At 42.1% G+C, this 16,568-nt stretch carries 11 protein-coding genes; 2 read left to right on the top strand and 9 right to left on the bottom strand.

Translation table 11 applies throughout. The features are described 5' to 3' along the window. Positions 1 to 4 precede the first annotated feature (4 nt). Entirely contained in the window at positions 5 to 454 is a 450-nt protein-coding gene (gene matP, locus P4S58_RS06910; RefSeq protein WP_042482429.1) for a macrodomain Ter protein MatP, read from the bottom strand. A gap of 166 nt (positions 455 to 620) precedes the next feature. On the opposite strand from matP, the gene P4S58_RS06905 reads away from it, so the two are divergent. After that, the gene (locus P4S58_RS06905) at positions 621 to 2,264 is read left to right on the top strand and encodes a Lon protease family protein (protein ID WP_337163339.1); all 1,644 of its coding nucleotides are present in this window, start codon (positions 621 to 623) and stop codon (positions 2,262 to 2,264) included. A gap of 71 nt (positions 2,265 to 2,335) precedes the next feature. Then, positions 2,336 to 2,854 (top strand): bifunctional 3-hydroxydecanoyl-ACP dehydratase/trans-2-decenoyl-ACP isomerase, encoded by a 519-nt coding sequence (gene fabA / locus P4S58_RS06900; RefSeq protein WP_042482432.1) that lies wholly within the window; start codon positions 2,336 to 2,338, stop codon positions 2,852 to 2,854. A gap of 130 nt (positions 2,855 to 2,984) precedes the next feature. Here the strand turns inward: fabA and rmf are convergent, their stop codons facing one another. The 8 genes from rmf to P4S58_RS06860 all read right to left on the bottom strand — a co-directional run bounded on the left by rmf (position 2,985) and on the right by P4S58_RS06860 (position 16,418). Continuing rightward, positions 2,985 to 3,158, bottom strand: a complete 174-nt coding sequence (rmf, locus tag P4S58_RS06895) for a ribosome modulation factor (protein ID WP_042482436.1) — start codon at positions 3,156 to 3,158, stop codon at positions 2,985 to 2,987. Positions 3,159 to 3,322: 164 nt separating this feature from the next. Beyond that, complete coding sequence (locus P4S58_RS06890) at positions 3,323 to 5,017, bottom strand: DUF3466 family protein (protein ID WP_102969517.1); 1,695 nt, start codon at positions 5,015 to 5,017, stop codon at positions 3,323 to 3,325. A gap of 8 nt (positions 5,018 to 5,025) precedes the next feature. Next, entirely contained in the window at positions 5,026 to 6,942 is a 1,917-nt protein-coding gene (locus tag P4S58_RS06885) for an ABC transporter ATP-binding protein (RefSeq protein WP_112404609.1), read from the bottom strand. Next, on the bottom strand, positions 6,920 to 7,162 hold the full coding sequence (locus tag P4S58_RS06880) for a glutaredoxin family protein (protein WP_337163337.1): 243 nt from the start codon (positions 7,160 to 7,162) through the stop codon (positions 6,920 to 6,922). The genes P4S58_RS06885 and P4S58_RS06880 overlap by 23 nt, the downstream gene beginning before the upstream one ends. A gap of 25 nt (positions 7,163 to 7,187) precedes the next feature. Continuing rightward, positions 7,188 to 9,314 carry a bifunctional 23S rRNA (guanine(2069)-N(7))-methyltransferase RlmK/23S rRNA (guanine(2445)-N(2))-methyltransferase RlmL gene (gene rlmKL / locus P4S58_RS06875; protein WP_337163335.1) on the bottom strand — a complete coding sequence of 709 codons (2,127 nt, stop codon included), beginning with the start codon at positions 9,312 to 9,314 and terminating at the stop codon, positions 7,188 to 7,190. A 459-nt stretch (positions 9,315 to 9,773) separates the two neighbouring features. After that, entirely contained in the window at positions 9,774 to 10,316 is a 543-nt protein-coding gene (locus P4S58_RS06870; RefSeq protein WP_042482445.1) for a cell division protein ZapC, read from the bottom strand. A 179-nt stretch (positions 10,317 to 10,495) separates the two neighbouring features. Further along, complete coding sequence (pyrD, locus tag P4S58_RS06865) at positions 10,496 to 11,506, bottom strand: quinone-dependent dihydroorotate dehydrogenase (RefSeq protein ID WP_042482448.1); 1,011 nt, start codon at positions 11,504 to 11,506, stop codon at positions 10,496 to 10,498. Positions 11,507 to 11,579: 73 nt separating this feature from the next. Continuing rightward, on the bottom strand, positions 11,580 to 16,418 hold the full coding sequence (locus tag P4S58_RS06860) for an NAD-glutamate dehydrogenase (RefSeq protein WP_102969504.1): 4,839 nt from the start codon (positions 16,416 to 16,418) through the stop codon (positions 11,580 to 11,582). Between the last annotated feature and the right edge of the window lie 150 nt (positions 16,419 to 16,568).

Here is a 16,568-nt window from a genome sequence, read left to right as displayed (position 1 = left end):
ACTCCTAATTAGATAGCAACTTACTCAAATCTTCTTTTAAGTTTGATACCGCTTTACTGGCTTTTTCGCTTCGAGAAGCTTCACTAAGCAGATATTCAATTGCGTCTGACAACGTACATCCCAATTCATTAGCTCTGGTGGAAAGTTTTTCCCAGACTTGGTAATCAAGATCAATCGACTTTTTACGTGTATGGATTTGCTCTGCGTTAAAATGGCGCTTACGTTTTGCTCGAATCGCTTGCTTCAACTTATTATCAAGCTCTGGAGCCATATTCTTTTCAATCCATTCCAGAACCAACGTAGGTTCATGTTCAATCGATTTCAATTTCTGTATGGCAGCATCCGCTTCACTGCGATCGAGATGGCAAGTAATTGATTCACCATCTTTCCACTTCTTAATCAAATACTGCCATTTCCAACCACATTCTAGGTTTTCAAGCTGTTGATATTTCATTTGAGGCAATCCATTAAAAATCAGGGTGACAGCGTAACCCAACCCGATTTTATGTTCAAATTAATCCTGATAAAAACTAGAGGAAGATCATTCATCAAGTGTGCTATTCGAACTAGTGGTTTTTCTATATAATTCGTTGTCTCTTAACAATCAATTCAGTAATTCAATGACTCAAGATATTTGGCGCCTTGCAACTCCCCAGTACGATGAATTTCAAATTCAACTCGAACAGTACCCTAACCTACAGCCGATCTCGCTAATCGATACTCAATCTAGGTTAACAAAAGCAATCGACAGATTTCTAAACATTAGAGGATTTAGCCGTTTCTTGATTGTTAATGCCCCTGACAACTCAATATATCGCTCTTTGTTAAAAGAAAAATTAGAAAGCATGGTTGAAGGCAAGCCAGTTATTTCAACTGAATCGCTTGATATGGAAGCAATTTTAGGACAAGTAAAAGCTAAAAATGGTCATATTGTCTCTAAATCTAAGGGCCTGATATCTCAAGCTGATGGTGGCTATCTTATCGTTTCCGCTAACTTACTTTTAGCCAATCCACGTCACTGGCCTACTTTGAAATCGGCCATTCTTGGTACACCCGTTGCTCCATTTAACTGTGATCCAAAATCTATCATCGAAGAAACGCAGTACAGCCAATATGATGTCAAACTCATCGTTGTTGGTGATAGAAGTCAACTTGGTGATGTTGATTTTCTAGATGCAGATATCCACTCTGGTCTGTGTATTTACAGTGAACTAGAACTAGATGTAAAGATTGATTCAGATTCGATAACCCAATATTTATCATTTGTTAAATGGCTATGCGATTACTACGCACTTCCTCAGCTAAACATTGAAGCACTTGTAAGCTTAATGACAGCCGGCGCTAGATATACCGAAGATCAACACTATGCTCCTCTTTGCGTTATGTGGCATAGAGCTCTCTTGGAAGAAGCTGCAATAGAAGCGAATGGTGATGTAATTGAAGCTATTCACATAGAAAAAGCGATAGATGCACGTCACTACAGAGAATCTTACCTACCAGAAAGAGCTTTAGACGATATCCTCGATGGACAAGTGTTTATTGAGACTCAGGGCGAACAAGTTGGTCAAGTCAATGGATTAACCGTTGTAGATATAGCCGGCCACCCGGTGTCTTATGGTGAGCCTGCACGTATTTCCTGTGTTATTCACTTTGGTGATGGTGACATCGCTGACGTAGAGCGTAAGGTTGAACTAGGCGGAAACTTGCACGCAAAAGGTATGATGATTATGCAAGCTTTTGTTAGCAGCGAACTCGACTTAGACGTCCCTCTTCCTTATTCAGCATCTGTAGTATTTGAGCAGTCGTATTGTGAAGTTGATGGTGACAGTGCATCGCTAGCTGAACTATGCTCATTAGTTAGTGCGCTTTCTGAATACCCTATTAATCAGCAAATTGCCGTTACTGGAGCCGTAGATCAATTTGGCCGAGTGCAAGCTGTTGGTGGTTTAAATGAAAAAATTGAAGGCTTCTACCATGTTTGCCAACACCAAGGATTTACAGGCGAGCAAGGAGTGATCCTTCCTCAAAGTAATTTGAAACATTTGGCTCTTCATAAATCTGTAGTCGAAAGTATTAAGAATGGAGAGTTTCATATTTGGCCAGTGTCGCATGTCGATGAAGTCGTTCCTCTTGTTATGGGTAAACCATTCAGAGGTGAAGATGAAGATAGCGTCATTAGCAAAATTGCAGAACGTATTGAAAATTTTGAAAAACATGTTCAGCCAGTTGGGTTTGTGGAACGTATCAAAAACTGGTTTGTTTAGTACTGATCGGAGTTGTCTGGCGTACACGTGTTCACTAACATGCACCCTATCAGAAATTGGAGTAATTGATAATGCAAAACAAACGTGACTCATATAATCGTGAAGACCTATTAGCCTCTAGCCGTGGTGAGCTATTTGGCCCAGGTTACCCTCAGTTACCAGCACCAAACATGCTGATGATGGATCGTATTAGCAAAATGTCTGAAACTGAAGGCGAATTTGGTAAAGGTCTTATTATTGCTGAGTTAGATATCACTCCAGATTTATGGTTCTTTGATTGCCACTTCCCTGGCGATCCAGTAATGCCTGGCTGTCTAGGTCTAGATGCAATGTGGCAACTTGTGGGTTTCTTCTTAGGCTGGGTTGGCGGTAAAGGTAAAGGCCGTGCTCTTGGTGTTGGTGAAGTTAAGTTTACTGGACAGATTCTACCAACTGCGAAAAAAGTGACTTATGAAATCAACATGAAGCGTGTAGTAAATCGCAAACTTGTAATGGGTCTTGCTGATGGTCGCGTGCTTGTTGATGGTAAAGAAATCTATGTAGCTAAAGATTTGAAAGTTGGTCTCTTCCAAGACACTTCTGCGTTTTAATTCTCAGTTATTAATTAAAGCAGCTATCGAGCTGCTTTAATTTTATCATATGCACTTAGTTATAGTGCGTTATAAATACTAGGTACTAAAAAGCCCCTTTCGGGGCTTAAGATCCTTTAGTATGTGGGGGTTATTTATAGAGACCAGAGTTTTTATCATCTCTTGCGTCACGCCAACCGCCTAGCCAATATGAACGAGCATCACTTTGTTGGTATGGACACTCCTCAGGAGATCGTCCATTCAAACCAGCTTTATAACCTTGAGATTGTGCTCTTTCAAGGCGATCACGCTTTTGTCTCTTCATAGTGCAGTCCTCATACAGTAACTTGTGTCTTACTTACAACTATTACATTAGTGTGGATCTTTTATGACCACACCTAAAGAATCGCGCAAAATCTGACCTTTCTCAAGTCAAAAAAAAGCACAAGCTTATTTTTGTGAGCTTGTGCCTTTATTGACAAAAAATGACTATTTTCTACGGAACCAACCTAAAGTCAGAAGGATTAAACTCCACAAACCTAAACTACCGCCCGAACGTTCAGAGGTTGTTGTATCGGTAGATCGCTGGCTAATGTCACTTGAAGTGGCTCCAGCAATCGGTACAAGTTTCACTGCCACAACAGTTTCAGTTCCACTACAAGAAGCGTTGTGAGAAGTAGTACTGTATCCACCACTACACTTCAGCGCTGTACCAGAAATCACGCCTGCATCATTGATATCTGTAGCATCCACAACGCGATATTGGTTATTAGTCGACGCTGCATTGTCGCCATTTGTTAGATCATCAAGAAACCATGCTTTATTGGCGAAGCGACTCATGCGAGTGGCATCACTACTAGCAGCATTGTACGGATATATAAATCCGCGTTTCACTCTCGGTTTCCCATCTATTTCTCGAGTGTCAGCAAAATCAAGCTGACCAACAATTTCGTTGTAGTTGTTAATTGCCCCAGCTTTACCACCGGCACCAGCAAAGAGAATTCCGCCAGTTGGATAAAATGCGTTTAATGATGAAGCAGAAACATCATTAACAATAAATAGTCGGTTTGAGGCAGAACCGTTGTACGGTGTATTACCCGTTCTCTTTGCGCTACCAATAGCGACTAAGTGTTTGTTTACAGACGTGATGACTGAATTAGTGTGAACGGTGTCAGAACCGATAACGACAGTTGCATCATTCACAACCGTTGATGACCATGCAGATTGAGTGTTGAATGTATTCGAGCCTAGATCTAATTTAAAGACCGTAGCATTCATATAGTTGTTGCTGGAGTCATATGCATTGAAGCCCACACCGTAAATAACGTTATCAACAATAACGAAATCACGCATACTTCCTTCAGCAATATTATTTGAAGATGCTAAAGCGGTGCCACTTACCCACGGAATTTCTACCGCTGTACCGGTGCTATTTTCCCAAAGAGCTGGATGAGATGAGTAGAATGTACCGTTGTCGGCAGTTGCTTGTTCTTTTGATACGCTTCCCGCAGTATATGTACCGTCAGATTTCCAAGCTCTGGTTTGGAAATAGCCTGAAGGTACCTTATCTTCAGTACGAGCAGTTACTGAATTTCGGCGAAAATTAGTAACGTTAGCAAAACCTGAGTCAATGCCAATCGCTTTTCCAGAATCTGAAATACTATTGATAACTACGTTAGCAGACTCATAAACCTCGTCACTAGTCGTTGATGCGCCGATAAAACCAATCGAATTTGGTGTAGCATTCCCATTCAGTTCAGCAGACCAGATATTCCAACGAACACTTGCCCACTGGTTACAAGTTGAATAGCCTAGTTGAGCTTCACAATAGTTTTCGAAATCATCATAGGTATTGATTAAGTTAAACTGACGGTTCATCGCGAACGGCGCTTCTTCTCTAAAGCTTAAACCATCAACTTCTGAACCTGAGTTCATCTCTACTAATCGAGTTTCTCCACCCAGAATATAGCTGTCACATGACTTGGAACCAGCAACATTACTTACAAAGCAGTTATCACTTGCACCAGTGGTGGTTGCAGGCTCAATAGCGACACCATAAGCACTTTTATAGCTGTTAGTAGTACTTGGCGTTACCTCGACTACATTATAAAGCGCAGCAGACACCTGTGTGGTAGCAAGAATAGCTGAGCTCACAAGGCTCAGCTTAAACAATTTTCTATTCATAAAATCCATTAACTATCCTGTTGCATTGCTTCGAGCTCTTCCCAACGCTCAAATGCAATTTCAAGCTCCTGCTCTTTAGCAGTTAACTTGTCTAAAATTGGTTGTGTCACATCTACAGACTGACTAAAGAAATCTGCATCGTTGACTTGCTCTTGCATTGATTCTATTTCAGCTTCTAATTCTTCGAGTTTTTGCGGCAGAGTTTCTAATTCACGCTGCAGTTTATAAGATAACTTCTTAGACTTAGGCTTCGCAGGCTCCGATTTGGGAGCTGGCTCAACCGATTTTTCTTGTTTGACGGCGTTTTCGACACTACGCGATTGCAGTACTTGAGAGCGCTGTTGTTGAGCATCGTGATAGCCACCGACAAACTCTTCTATTTTCCCGTTACCTTCAAAAATCCAACTCGTCGTCACTGTATTGTCTACAAACTCACGGTCGTGGCTGACTAACAATAAAGTACCTTGATAATTGGCAAGCAAATCTTCCAAAAGTTCCAAAGTTTCGATATCTAAATCGTTGGTTGGTTCATCTAGAACCAATAAATTGTTGGATCTTAGGAACAGACGAGCGAGCAGAAGTCTGTTTTTCTCACCTCCTGACAGCGCTTTTACGGGTGTTCTTGCGCGTTTAGGAGCGAATAAGAAATCTTGAAGATAGCTCAATGCGTGACGTTGACGACCACCTACAGTCACTTCTTGTTTACCATCAGCAAGGTTGTCTATAACCGTTTTTTCAGGGTCTAAAACTTCACGATATTGATCAAAATAGGCCACTTCCAGCTTCGTACCACAGTGCAAACGGCCACTGTCCGCCTCCAACTGACCCAAAAGAAGCTTCAGCAGTGTACTCTTACCACAACCATTCGGACCAATCAGTGCAATGCGATCGCCGCGCATAATATTGAAGCTAAAGTTATCAACGAGGCGTTTGCCATCAATGGCATAACTTAATTTTTCTGCTTCAAATACAATCTTTCCTGAACGAGCAGCATCATCAATTTGCAGGTTAACTTTCCCCTGCACTTCACGTCTTTCACTACGCTCCTCACGAAGCTTTTTCAACGCTCTTACTCGACCTTCGTTGCGCGTACGACGAGCCTTGATACCCTGACGAATCCAGACCTCTTCTTGAGCCAATTTCTTGTCAAATTCAGCGTTTTGCAGCTCTTCTACTCGCAGTAACTCTTCTTTCTCATTGAGATAATTTTCATAGTCGCCCGGGAAAGAGTTTAATTGACCACGATCTAAGTCTACGATGCGAGTCGCCATAGATTTAATGAATGAACGGTCGTGAGAAATAAAGATAATTGAGCCACGGAAGTCCTTTAAGAACCCTTCCAGCCATTCAATGGTCGTAACATCTAGGTGGTTGGTTGGCTCATCAAGAAGCAATACATCGGGGTCACACACCAAGGCGCGAGCCAAAGCAGCTTTACGCTGCCAACCACCAGATAGATCAGTAAGTTTCGTATGACCATCAAGCTTCAAAGAGCCCAAAACGTTCTGAATTCTGTCTTCGAAACGCCAAGCGCCTGCGTGTTCCAACTGCTCTTGCACGTTAGAAAGCTTTTTAATATTGGACTCAGATGGGTCAACGGCAACGAGATCGAGCAGATCGTTATAGATCCTTAATTGCTCACCGACTTCTTGTAGTCCACCAGCAACATAGTCAAAAACCGTTCCTTCCTGATTACGAGGCGGGTCTTGCTCTAAACGTGAGACGACAACATCTTGCATCACTTGCATTTTGCCATCATCCAGAAGGATTTCACCTGCGATGATTTTCATTAACGTCGACTTACCAGCGCCGTTTCGTCCAACCAAACACACTCGCTCGTTTTCTTGTAATGCAAAATCTGCGTGATCGAGTAAAGGATGATCACCGAAAGCCAGTAAACCGTTATGAATGGTAATTAATGCCATTATTTTCTAACCACTGAGTTAATTCTGAAAAATCAAAAGGCCAGTTAAGCTCTGAACCTTGATATGAGACAACGGGTATAGTTACCCCGTAACGAGAAAACAGTTCTTCATCGAATGCAATGTCAATCACTTCAACTTGAGAAGCGACATTTGCTTGATTTAGTAAAGCGAAGGCCATCTCGCATAGATGACAGCCTTCTGTACTATATAAAGTGATCACTCAACCTTTCCCTATTAATTATCTACTAGAGCTGCTTGTGAGTAACAATCCAACAGTTATGGATATGCTTATTGCGCTCAAAATCGAGCGGAAGCGTTTGTGCTGAAATATTTTTCGCTTCCAAGCCCAAGTTAGCTAGCTCTTCTATATCCATCTTAAAATGACGCTTGTTGTTCGAGAAAACGATCGTGCCATCTGGGCGTAGAATACGCTTGAGGTTCTTCATTAACTGAATATGATCTCTTTGAACATCAAAAGACTGTTCCATGCGTTTCGAGTTGGAGAACGTCGGTGGATCGATAAAGATTAGATCATACTGACCCGAAGCCTGATCCAGCCACTGAAGGCAATCCGCTTGGATAAACTGATGTTGACGCCCTACTTGACCATTTAGCTTCATGTTGTCTTTAGCCCATTCAAGATAGGTATTCGACATATCAACCGTAGTAGTTGATTTTGCACCACCGCAAGCCGCGTGAACGGTGCCTGAACCTGTGTAGGCAAATAAGTTCAAGAAGTCTTTACCTTGAGCCATCTCACCCAATTTACGACGAGTGATTTTGTGATCTAAGAAAAGACCTGTATCCAAGTAGTCGTGTAAGTTAACGATAAGTTTTACACCATACTCGCTGACTTCCATCGTTTGAGACTGCTGGCCAAACTTCTGATACTGGGACGTACCTTTTTGTTTCTCGCGAACTTTTAGAACCACATTGTTTGCGTTTGTTCCCGTCACCTGAATCGCCGCTCGAATGATGTCAGTAAGACGGCGTTTCGCCTTCTCTTCTGGAATATTCTTAGGCGCTGCGTATTCTTGGATAACAAGCTGGTCTTGATAAACGTCAATCGCTACGTTGTATTCTGGAAGATCAGCATCATAGATACGGTAACAATCTAAACCTTCTCGTTTCGCCCATTTACCAATCTTGCCAATGTTCTTCTTCAATCGATTTGAGAAATCTGGTGCAATTTGTGTTGATTGTGACTGCTGCTCATCTTCAGAACGTTCACGAGCTGAAATTGAGTAGTTCTTTTGGTGACAAGGTAACGCACCGTTGTTCAGCTTGTATTGTTTCTCAGCGCGCATACGCAAACAACTTAGCAGTTCGTCTGAACTAGAGAAAATAGACGCCTGACAACCACCGAACTCTGATTTCAGCTGAGCACCAAATGCAGTGTAAAGCGCAATCAGACCAGGATGAGTTCCCAAACGTTCACCATATGGCGGGTTACATATAATAACGCCATTCTCAAAGCCTTGTGGCTTCTTAAGCAGAGAAGCATCACCAAGCTCGAATTGAATCAAGTTTTCTACACCAGCTCGTCTAGCGTTATCTCTAGCTGTTTTCAGTACACGACTATCATTATCTAGGCCAAAGAACTTAGTGTCAGTTTTATTGACACCCCTTTTTGCTTGAACACTCGCTTCAGATTTCACCTCTGCCCATAGCTCTGGTTCAAAATCTTCAAGTGACTCAAAGCCCCATTTCTCGCGCTTAAGTCCAGGTGCGATATTTGCAGCCATCATTGCAGCTTCAATCAATAGAGTTCCCGAGCCACACATAGGGTCTAGCAATGGCTTAGAGGCATCCCAACCACTACGTAGAATGATTGCTGCAGCCAACGTTTCACGAAGTGGCGCTCGACCAGATTCCGGTCTGTAACCTCGGACATGTAAGCCACCACCAACCATATCGATACCCAGCAGCGCTTTATCATTATGTAAACGAACATGAATGCGAAGATCTGCATGATCTTTACTGATCGAAGGGCGTGGGAGATTTTTCTTTTCAAAACAATCAACTACGGCGTCTTTAACTTTCATTGCACCGTATTGACTGTTACGGATCTCTCGGTTTGTACCGTTGAAGTCAACAACAAACTTTTTAGAGCTGTGAAAATGATTGACCCAATTCACTGACGTTGCCGAAAGGTACAAGTCCATATCATTTTGACAATTGAATTCTGTAATAACACGTACAAATCGTGAAGCAAGTCGGCTCCATAAACAACAACGGTAAATTTGCTCATTTGACGCCTTGAATTTCACCCCTGCTTGTACAGGTTTGGCGTCTGAAATCCCTAATTTTGTTAATTCTTCTACTAATAGGTTCTCAAGACCGTTTGAGGTTACCGCTAGATACTGATTCATACTGTTCTTTAGCTAATAAAAATGGTGTCAGATTATAACTGACAATGGACAGCTTGCCCAAATCTAAACACCCCAAATCCATAAAAACACAAAACATCCTTTCTATTACCCAAAAAACCGCCGGATAAATCATCACTAAGGCTAAAGCTAATAATTTAAGGGCTCATAGCGATAGTGAGTATTTATTCACCCTCAAATTGGACTATACCAGATGCATTTTTACACTGTAAATTAGTTACAAAATTAGCTAAAACAGGAATTTTTAGATGAGTTGGGGGTGAGATTTGTGCGATTTGGATGTCACATTTGAAGGAAAATAAATGTAATTAATTTGTCAGAATCAAAAATGAGATAGCAGTAACGGATGTTACCCTACCTGTCGATGGCAAATTTGAGGCAAAAAAAATCGGCTTTACGCCGATAGGAAATGAAACAAAGGAACGAAAATACTAGGGAAAGTTAACCTACCATCGCCATAGGCTGAGGTAGCAAAATTTGATTTGCTGAAGCCATTCGATCATGCATGACTTTAATAACCTGTCCAAAGCGCAATTGCTTTGAACCGTTTAGAGCAAAATCTTCAAGGTCAACGAGTGCACAAAGACTTGCACTGTCGCCCACTTCTAAGACGATAAAATAGCCTTGGCCATTACTGTTAACCAAGCTGACAACTTCACCCTCTTCTGGAGAATAACCACTGCTTTGATAGTCGAAGAACCAGCTCTTAGGTTGAACTGGCTTATGGAAGCGTTTAGCGGCTACACAATATAGAACTAATTCTACTTTGCGCGGCTCACTGAGATTTAAGCAATCAATACGCTCCTTATATGTTTGATAGTCGGAAGCGTCATCAACGGTAAATTGATTAGATGCAAAAGCGCAATCTACTAATAGATTGCTGCTAAGGTTGGTGCGAAACACCATATCCTCACCCAGTTCTAGCATCAGATAGCCTTCACTATCTGAGTAGTACCAATTCCATTTGTCACTCGGTTTAAGCATTGTCCTGACTCTCTATATATTTTTTATCAGACTATTTAGGTAAAACGCTTAATTACCCTTGCCAACTAACTGAAGTTCATTCTAAGAGAGGAAAAACAAAAAAAAGAGGAAATGATTTGCTCATTCCCTCTCTACATTACCTTGTCACTTTTGCGTAAATCTATACACCGCAAGACAAATTAGATGTTTTTTACTATGTCCGCTACCAAACCTGGTCCTTGGTAAATGAAGCCGCTGTAAACTTGAACAAGTTTTGCACCAGCCAACAATTTTTCTTTAGCGGCAACATATGAATCAATACCACCAACACCAATAATCGGAATTTGATCGCCTAGCTCACGGTATAAACATTTGATCACTTCAGTGCTGCGAGATTGAAGTGGTTTACCACTTAGCCCACCCGCTTCATTGCCGTGCTTCATACCTTCAACCAAAGAACGATCCAAAGTAGTGTTAGTTGCAATGACACCATCGATTTGGTTCTTAAGTAATGATGCACAAATTTGCTTAATTTCGTCATCACTCAGATCTGGTGCAATTTTAAGAGCTAAAGGAACATACTTATCATGCTTGCTAGCAAGTTCAGCTTGTTTTTCCTTCAGCGCTGCTAATAGTTCATCGAGTGCTTCACCGTACTGTAAAGTGCGCAGTCCAGGAGTATTTGGCGATGAGATGTTTACAGCAATATAACCAGCATACTGATAAACCTTCTCCATACAGATCAAATAGTCATCCGCACCCTTTTCGATTGGTGTGTCTTTATTTTTACCGATATTGATACCGATAATCCCGTCGTAATTGGCTTTCTTTACATTCTCAACTAGGTTATCAACGCCTAGGTTATTAAAACCCATACGGTTGATGATCCCTTCTGCTGGAATTATACGGAAAAGACGTGGTTTGTCGTTTCCGGATTGAGGACGAGGAGTTACTGTCCCTACTTCTACAAATCCGAAACCCATAGCACCAAATGCATCAATACATTCGCCATTTTTATCAAGACCAGCCGCAAGGCCAACAGGGTTTTTGAATGTTAATCCCATACATTCAACTGGTCGATTAGGGAGATGTTGACGATAGAAGAGATCAAGAGGAGTGCCGGTAAAACGTTTGAAGTTTTGGATGGCAAGATCATGCGCCTTTTCAGCATCCAATTTGAAAAAGCCAGTTCTGGCTAAGCGGTAGAGCATTGTGCCTCCGATAGAAAAAAGCCCCGATTAAACGGGGCGTAATTATTGTCTTATTCGGCTAACAATTCAAACTTTATTCAACCGCTTGGCAGTTTAAGTTGAGCAGCATCAATTCTCTTAATGCAACAGAGAATTTCGCAAACTCATGGACTGTACCGACTTTGAACTCATTGAGGATATTTTCCCAACGGTGTAAAGAGACTGAATTTGCTTCCATCCACTCATCCAGCGCTTTGATGACGTCCAACTCACCACTTGCACATTCACAGTTAAGCACTTGTGCGGTTAGTTGACGTTGCTGCCAATCCAGATCTTCTCTGAATGCTGCACGTGCCAATACTTGCCAGTTATTGTCTGTCGCTTGGTTATTAATCTGTTTCAAGAACCAGTGCAGAGACAAGCGGTCGCCAAGGTTAAAGTACAGTTTGGCTGTTTGCTCAACTGTTTTCTGTTTTTCCTTAGCTACTGTAGATATATCCAGCACTGAGTGTAAGCTAGACAAACGAGCCACATAGTTAGCCAGTTTAGGTTCGATACCTTTATCGATCCAAGCCTTAGCCATAATGTTGTGCTCTTCTACTTCTTCAGCCACAAGCACGTCATCAAGTTTGTTCGCGATAGCTTCTACATCTGCTTGGTACAACTCAATCAAATCACGAACTGATTGTTTTCCCGGACGATTACGTAACAACCAACGAGATAGACGACGCAGAGTACGGCGAACATGGAACATCACTTCGTATTGCGTTAATGCATCGGCTTTGTTATCCAGCTTACGGACTTCTTCGAGCACTGAACCTAACTTGTAGATTTCACGGGCAGCAGCGTATGCATTAGTAATATCAACAGCGTTTGAGCCTGTTTCTTCCTGCAAACGAGTAACGAAATTACAACCCATTTCGTTAACCATCTGATTCGCAAGCGCTGTTGCAATAATTTCAGCGCGTAGCGGATGGTTCTGCATGTGTTGTGAATAGTTACGACGTAACTCAGTTGGGAAGTATTGCATTAGCTGCTGCGCATGGAACTCGTCATTCGCAATCTCTTCACAAGCCAATTCGTCTTTCAGCACCATCTTGCCGTAGGCGACGAGTACAGAAAGCTCTGGACGCGTTAAACCTTGACCAAGTTTTTCACGCTCAAGCAGTGTTTCGTCATCAGGAATATATTCCAATGCACGATCCAAATGCCCTGCTTTCTCCAATTGGTGAATAAAGCGAATCTGTTCTTTAACGACAGCAACACCTTGTTGCTCGGTCACAGAAATAGATTCTGACTGAACATACGCATCTTCAATTACGATCGCGCCGACTTCGTCTTCCATTGATTCAAGAACTTGGTTACGTTGCTTGATCGTCATGTCACCATTTGCAACCAGACCATTGAGGAAGATCTTAATGTTCACTTCGTTATCTGAACAATCCACACCACCAACGTTATCAACGAAATCGGTATTCACTCGGCCGCCTTTCAGTGCGTATTCTACACGTCCAAGCTGAGTCATACCTAAGTTGCCGCCTTCACCGACAATCTTAGCGTTGAGATCACGGCCATCGATACGCAATGCATCGTTTGCACGGTCACCCACATCGGTGTGCGTTTCACGCGAAGATTTAACGTAAGTACCGATACCGCCGTTCCATAACAGATCAACTTCCATGCAAAGGATCATCTTAATCAGCTCATTTGGAGCAACCGATCCTTTTTTAGTCCCTAACATCTTCTGAATTTCAGGCGTTAAGGTAATGGATTTTGCCTTACGTGAGAAAATACCACCGCCCTTAGAAATCAACTTAGGGTTGTAGTCTTCCCAGCTAGAACGTGGAAGATTGAACAAGCGATTACGCTCTTCCCAACTGCTTGCTGCATCTGGAGTTGGATCAATAAAGATATGTAAGTGGTTAAATGCACACTGTAGACGGATGTGTTTTGATAGCAGCATACCGTTACCAAATACGTCACCCGCCATATCACCGACACCAACTGCAGTGAAGTCTGTGGTTTGACAATCAATACCTATTTCGCGGAAATGACGTTTAACTGATTCCCAGCCGCCTTTCGCGGTAATACCCATCGCTTTGTGGTCATAACCATTCGAACCACCAGAGGCGAAAGCATCACCTAACCAGAAGTTGTATTCCGCAGAAACTGAGTTAGCAAGGTCAGAGAATGTTGCAGTACCTTTATCTGCCGCAACAACCAAATACGGATCGTCTTCATCGTGGCGAACTACGCTCACAGGTGCAACAAGATCGCCTTCTACAATGTTGTCTGTAACGTCTAATAGCGCACGAATAAAGCGTTTATAACAACGCTGACCTTCAGCGAAAATTTCATCACGAGTGTTGTACAGGTACTGTTTCTTACAAACGAAGCCACCTTTTGCACCTACAGGTACAATTACTGTGTTCTTAACTTGTTGTGCTTTTACCAGACCAAGGATTTCAGTACGGAAATCTTCTTGACGGTCAGACCAACGCAAGCCACCACGCGCTACCTTACCGCCGCGTAGATGCACACCTTCAATATCTGGTGCGTAGACGAAGATTTCAAAAGCAGGCACAGGTGCCGGAATCTCTGGGATCTCTTTTGGCTTCATCTTTAATGCTAACCAAGGTTTTGGTTGCTTATCTTCATCCAATTGGTAGTAGTTGGTGCGGTAAGTCGCTAGGATCATTTCCATGTAGCGACGAATGATACGGTCATCATCAAGACTTTCTACATGATCTAACTGTTCTGTGATCTTGTTTATCAGTTCGGTTTGACCTTTTTGAGCGCCTTTATGCTTAGGATCAAAACGACGTACAAACAGATCCACCAAACCTTTCGCTACATCAGGATAGTGACTCAATGTATCTTCGATGTATTGTTGGCTGAATGGGAAACCCACTTGGCGCATATAACGAGCGTAAGCACGAAGAATCGATACTTCTCTACCAGTTAATGAAGCGCCTAGAACTAAACGGTTGAAACCGTCGCTTTCCAGATCACCATACCAAATAGCCGCAAATGCTTGTTGGAAACGATCACGAGCTTCACGAAGATCAACTTGGTTTTCACTCTTATGAAGCATTGAGAAATCTAGGATCCAATAAACCTGACCGTTTGATTTGATCACTTCGTATGGCGATTCACCAATTACGCGCAAGCCCAAGTTTTCAAGCATTGGCATCACATCAGAAAGATGGATAGGTTCATCACGGTGATACAGTTTCAGACGTACCGCTTTAGAATCTTTGGTCTCTTCTTGCGGACGATAGAACAGCATACCCAGTTTATTTTCTTCATTGAGTGCTTCAAGGCGCTCAATGTCTGCAACCGCAGAAGCTGGCATTACATCTTCTTTATATGAACGAGGGAATGCATGAAGGTATTGTTTTGAAAGCGGTAAGCCTTTGCTTTCGCCACAGTTCGCCACGATCGCTTCAGACAAACGATCATCCCAAGTTGTTGATGCTTCCATTAAGTTTTGCTCTATTTTCTTCACATTCACGTCCATATTGTTGTTATCAACACGAACGATGTAATGAGTTCTTGCAAGTGGGCTTTCAGAGAAATACGTTGTGAACTCGACTTCTTGTTCACAACCAAAATACTGTTTAAAAATGCGTTGAGTCTGACGACGCAACTCAGTGTTGTAACGCTCTTTTGTTACATACACCATACAGCTAAAGAAACGGCCAAACGGGTCTTTGCGTACAAACAGACGTAGAAGATCTCGGTCCTGCATTTGTACAACACCCATACCGACTTCTAATAATTCTTCTTCGGTCGCTTGAAGCAGTTCATCGCGTGGGTAGTTTTCTAGAATGTTGTGCAGCGCTTTATAAGCGTATGAACCAACACGGTAGCGACTAGCACTGAGTATACGTTCCACTTTTTCGCGAATAAGAGGAATGCTTTGTACGGCTTGGTTATATACCGCTGATGTGTACAAACCTGTAAAGCGGTGCTCGCCGACCACTTTTCCGTTTTCATCAAACTTTTTAATTCCGATGTAATCGGTATACGCCGGACGATGGATACGAGATTGCTTATTGCCTTTAGTTAGAATTAATAAGTAGGCTTTTTTCGCTTCTAGACGTGCTGAATCTGAAAACTCAGATAGTTTTACTGAACGAACGCGATCACTTTGTGAGAAAAGACCAAGCCCCGCTTCCTCAGTAGGTCTTAGTGTTGTGTCGCCTTCAATCTCAACAAGATCGTATTCTTTGTAGCCCATGAAGGTAAAGTTATGATCACCTAACCAACGTAAGAATGCCATGGTCTCCTGAAAACGATCAGATTCTGGAAGACGATCAACATTTGCTTCAAGTTGACTGATAACTTGATCCAGTTTGTTTACCATAGGTTTCCAGTCTTTAACGACCAGAGCGGTATCAAGCAGAATTTCTAGCAGTTCATCCTGAAGAGTTTTCATCTCTGCTTTATTGCTTAAACGATCGACTTCAATATGGAATAAAGACTGAAGAGGCCCTTCTCCGTTATTGATACTCTTGATTGCGCCTTTATCATCACGATCAATTTGAGTAGGACCATTTAGCATTAGGTGGGCAGTTAAATCTAGTCGGCTTAATGCCATCTTAATAGAGTCAACATGGAAAGGACCATCAGGAACAACAATCTCGACAATCGTATGGGTAGACTCCCAACCATGTCGGCTTACTGTTGGATTGAAAACTCGAACAGAGTAATCATCGCTCTTCTTCTCACAGATATGATGCCAAAGGCTGACAACTGCACCGTATAAATCCGATTCATTTCGTTCAGCTAAATCATCTTGCGATACATTGCTAAATAAATGTTGAGCGAGTTGAGTAACCAAAGGTTGTTGTTTTTGCTCAAGTTTGTCTTGAATCAGTTGGTAAACTTTTTCAAGTAGAACCGGCATCAAAGTCTCACGCGCGGTCATAGGCGACTCCAGATTAGAATTATGTTTTGTAGGGGATGCAGTAAGAATATAACCTACCGCTGGTAATGCATGTTTTATTGTAAAAGTTTTAGGAACTAAACGTTAATATTTTTAACATTTCCACACAGCCAAATGTTTGAGAATGTGACT

The organism is Vibrio sp. Hal054 (assembly GCF_037162405.1).
Lineage (GTDB): Bacteria > Pseudomonadota > Gammaproteobacteria > Enterobacterales > Vibrionaceae > Vibrio > Vibrio diazotrophicus.
The sequence above is the reverse complement of the archived record's forward strand: the minus strand, read 5'-3'. Positions and strand labels throughout refer to the sequence as shown.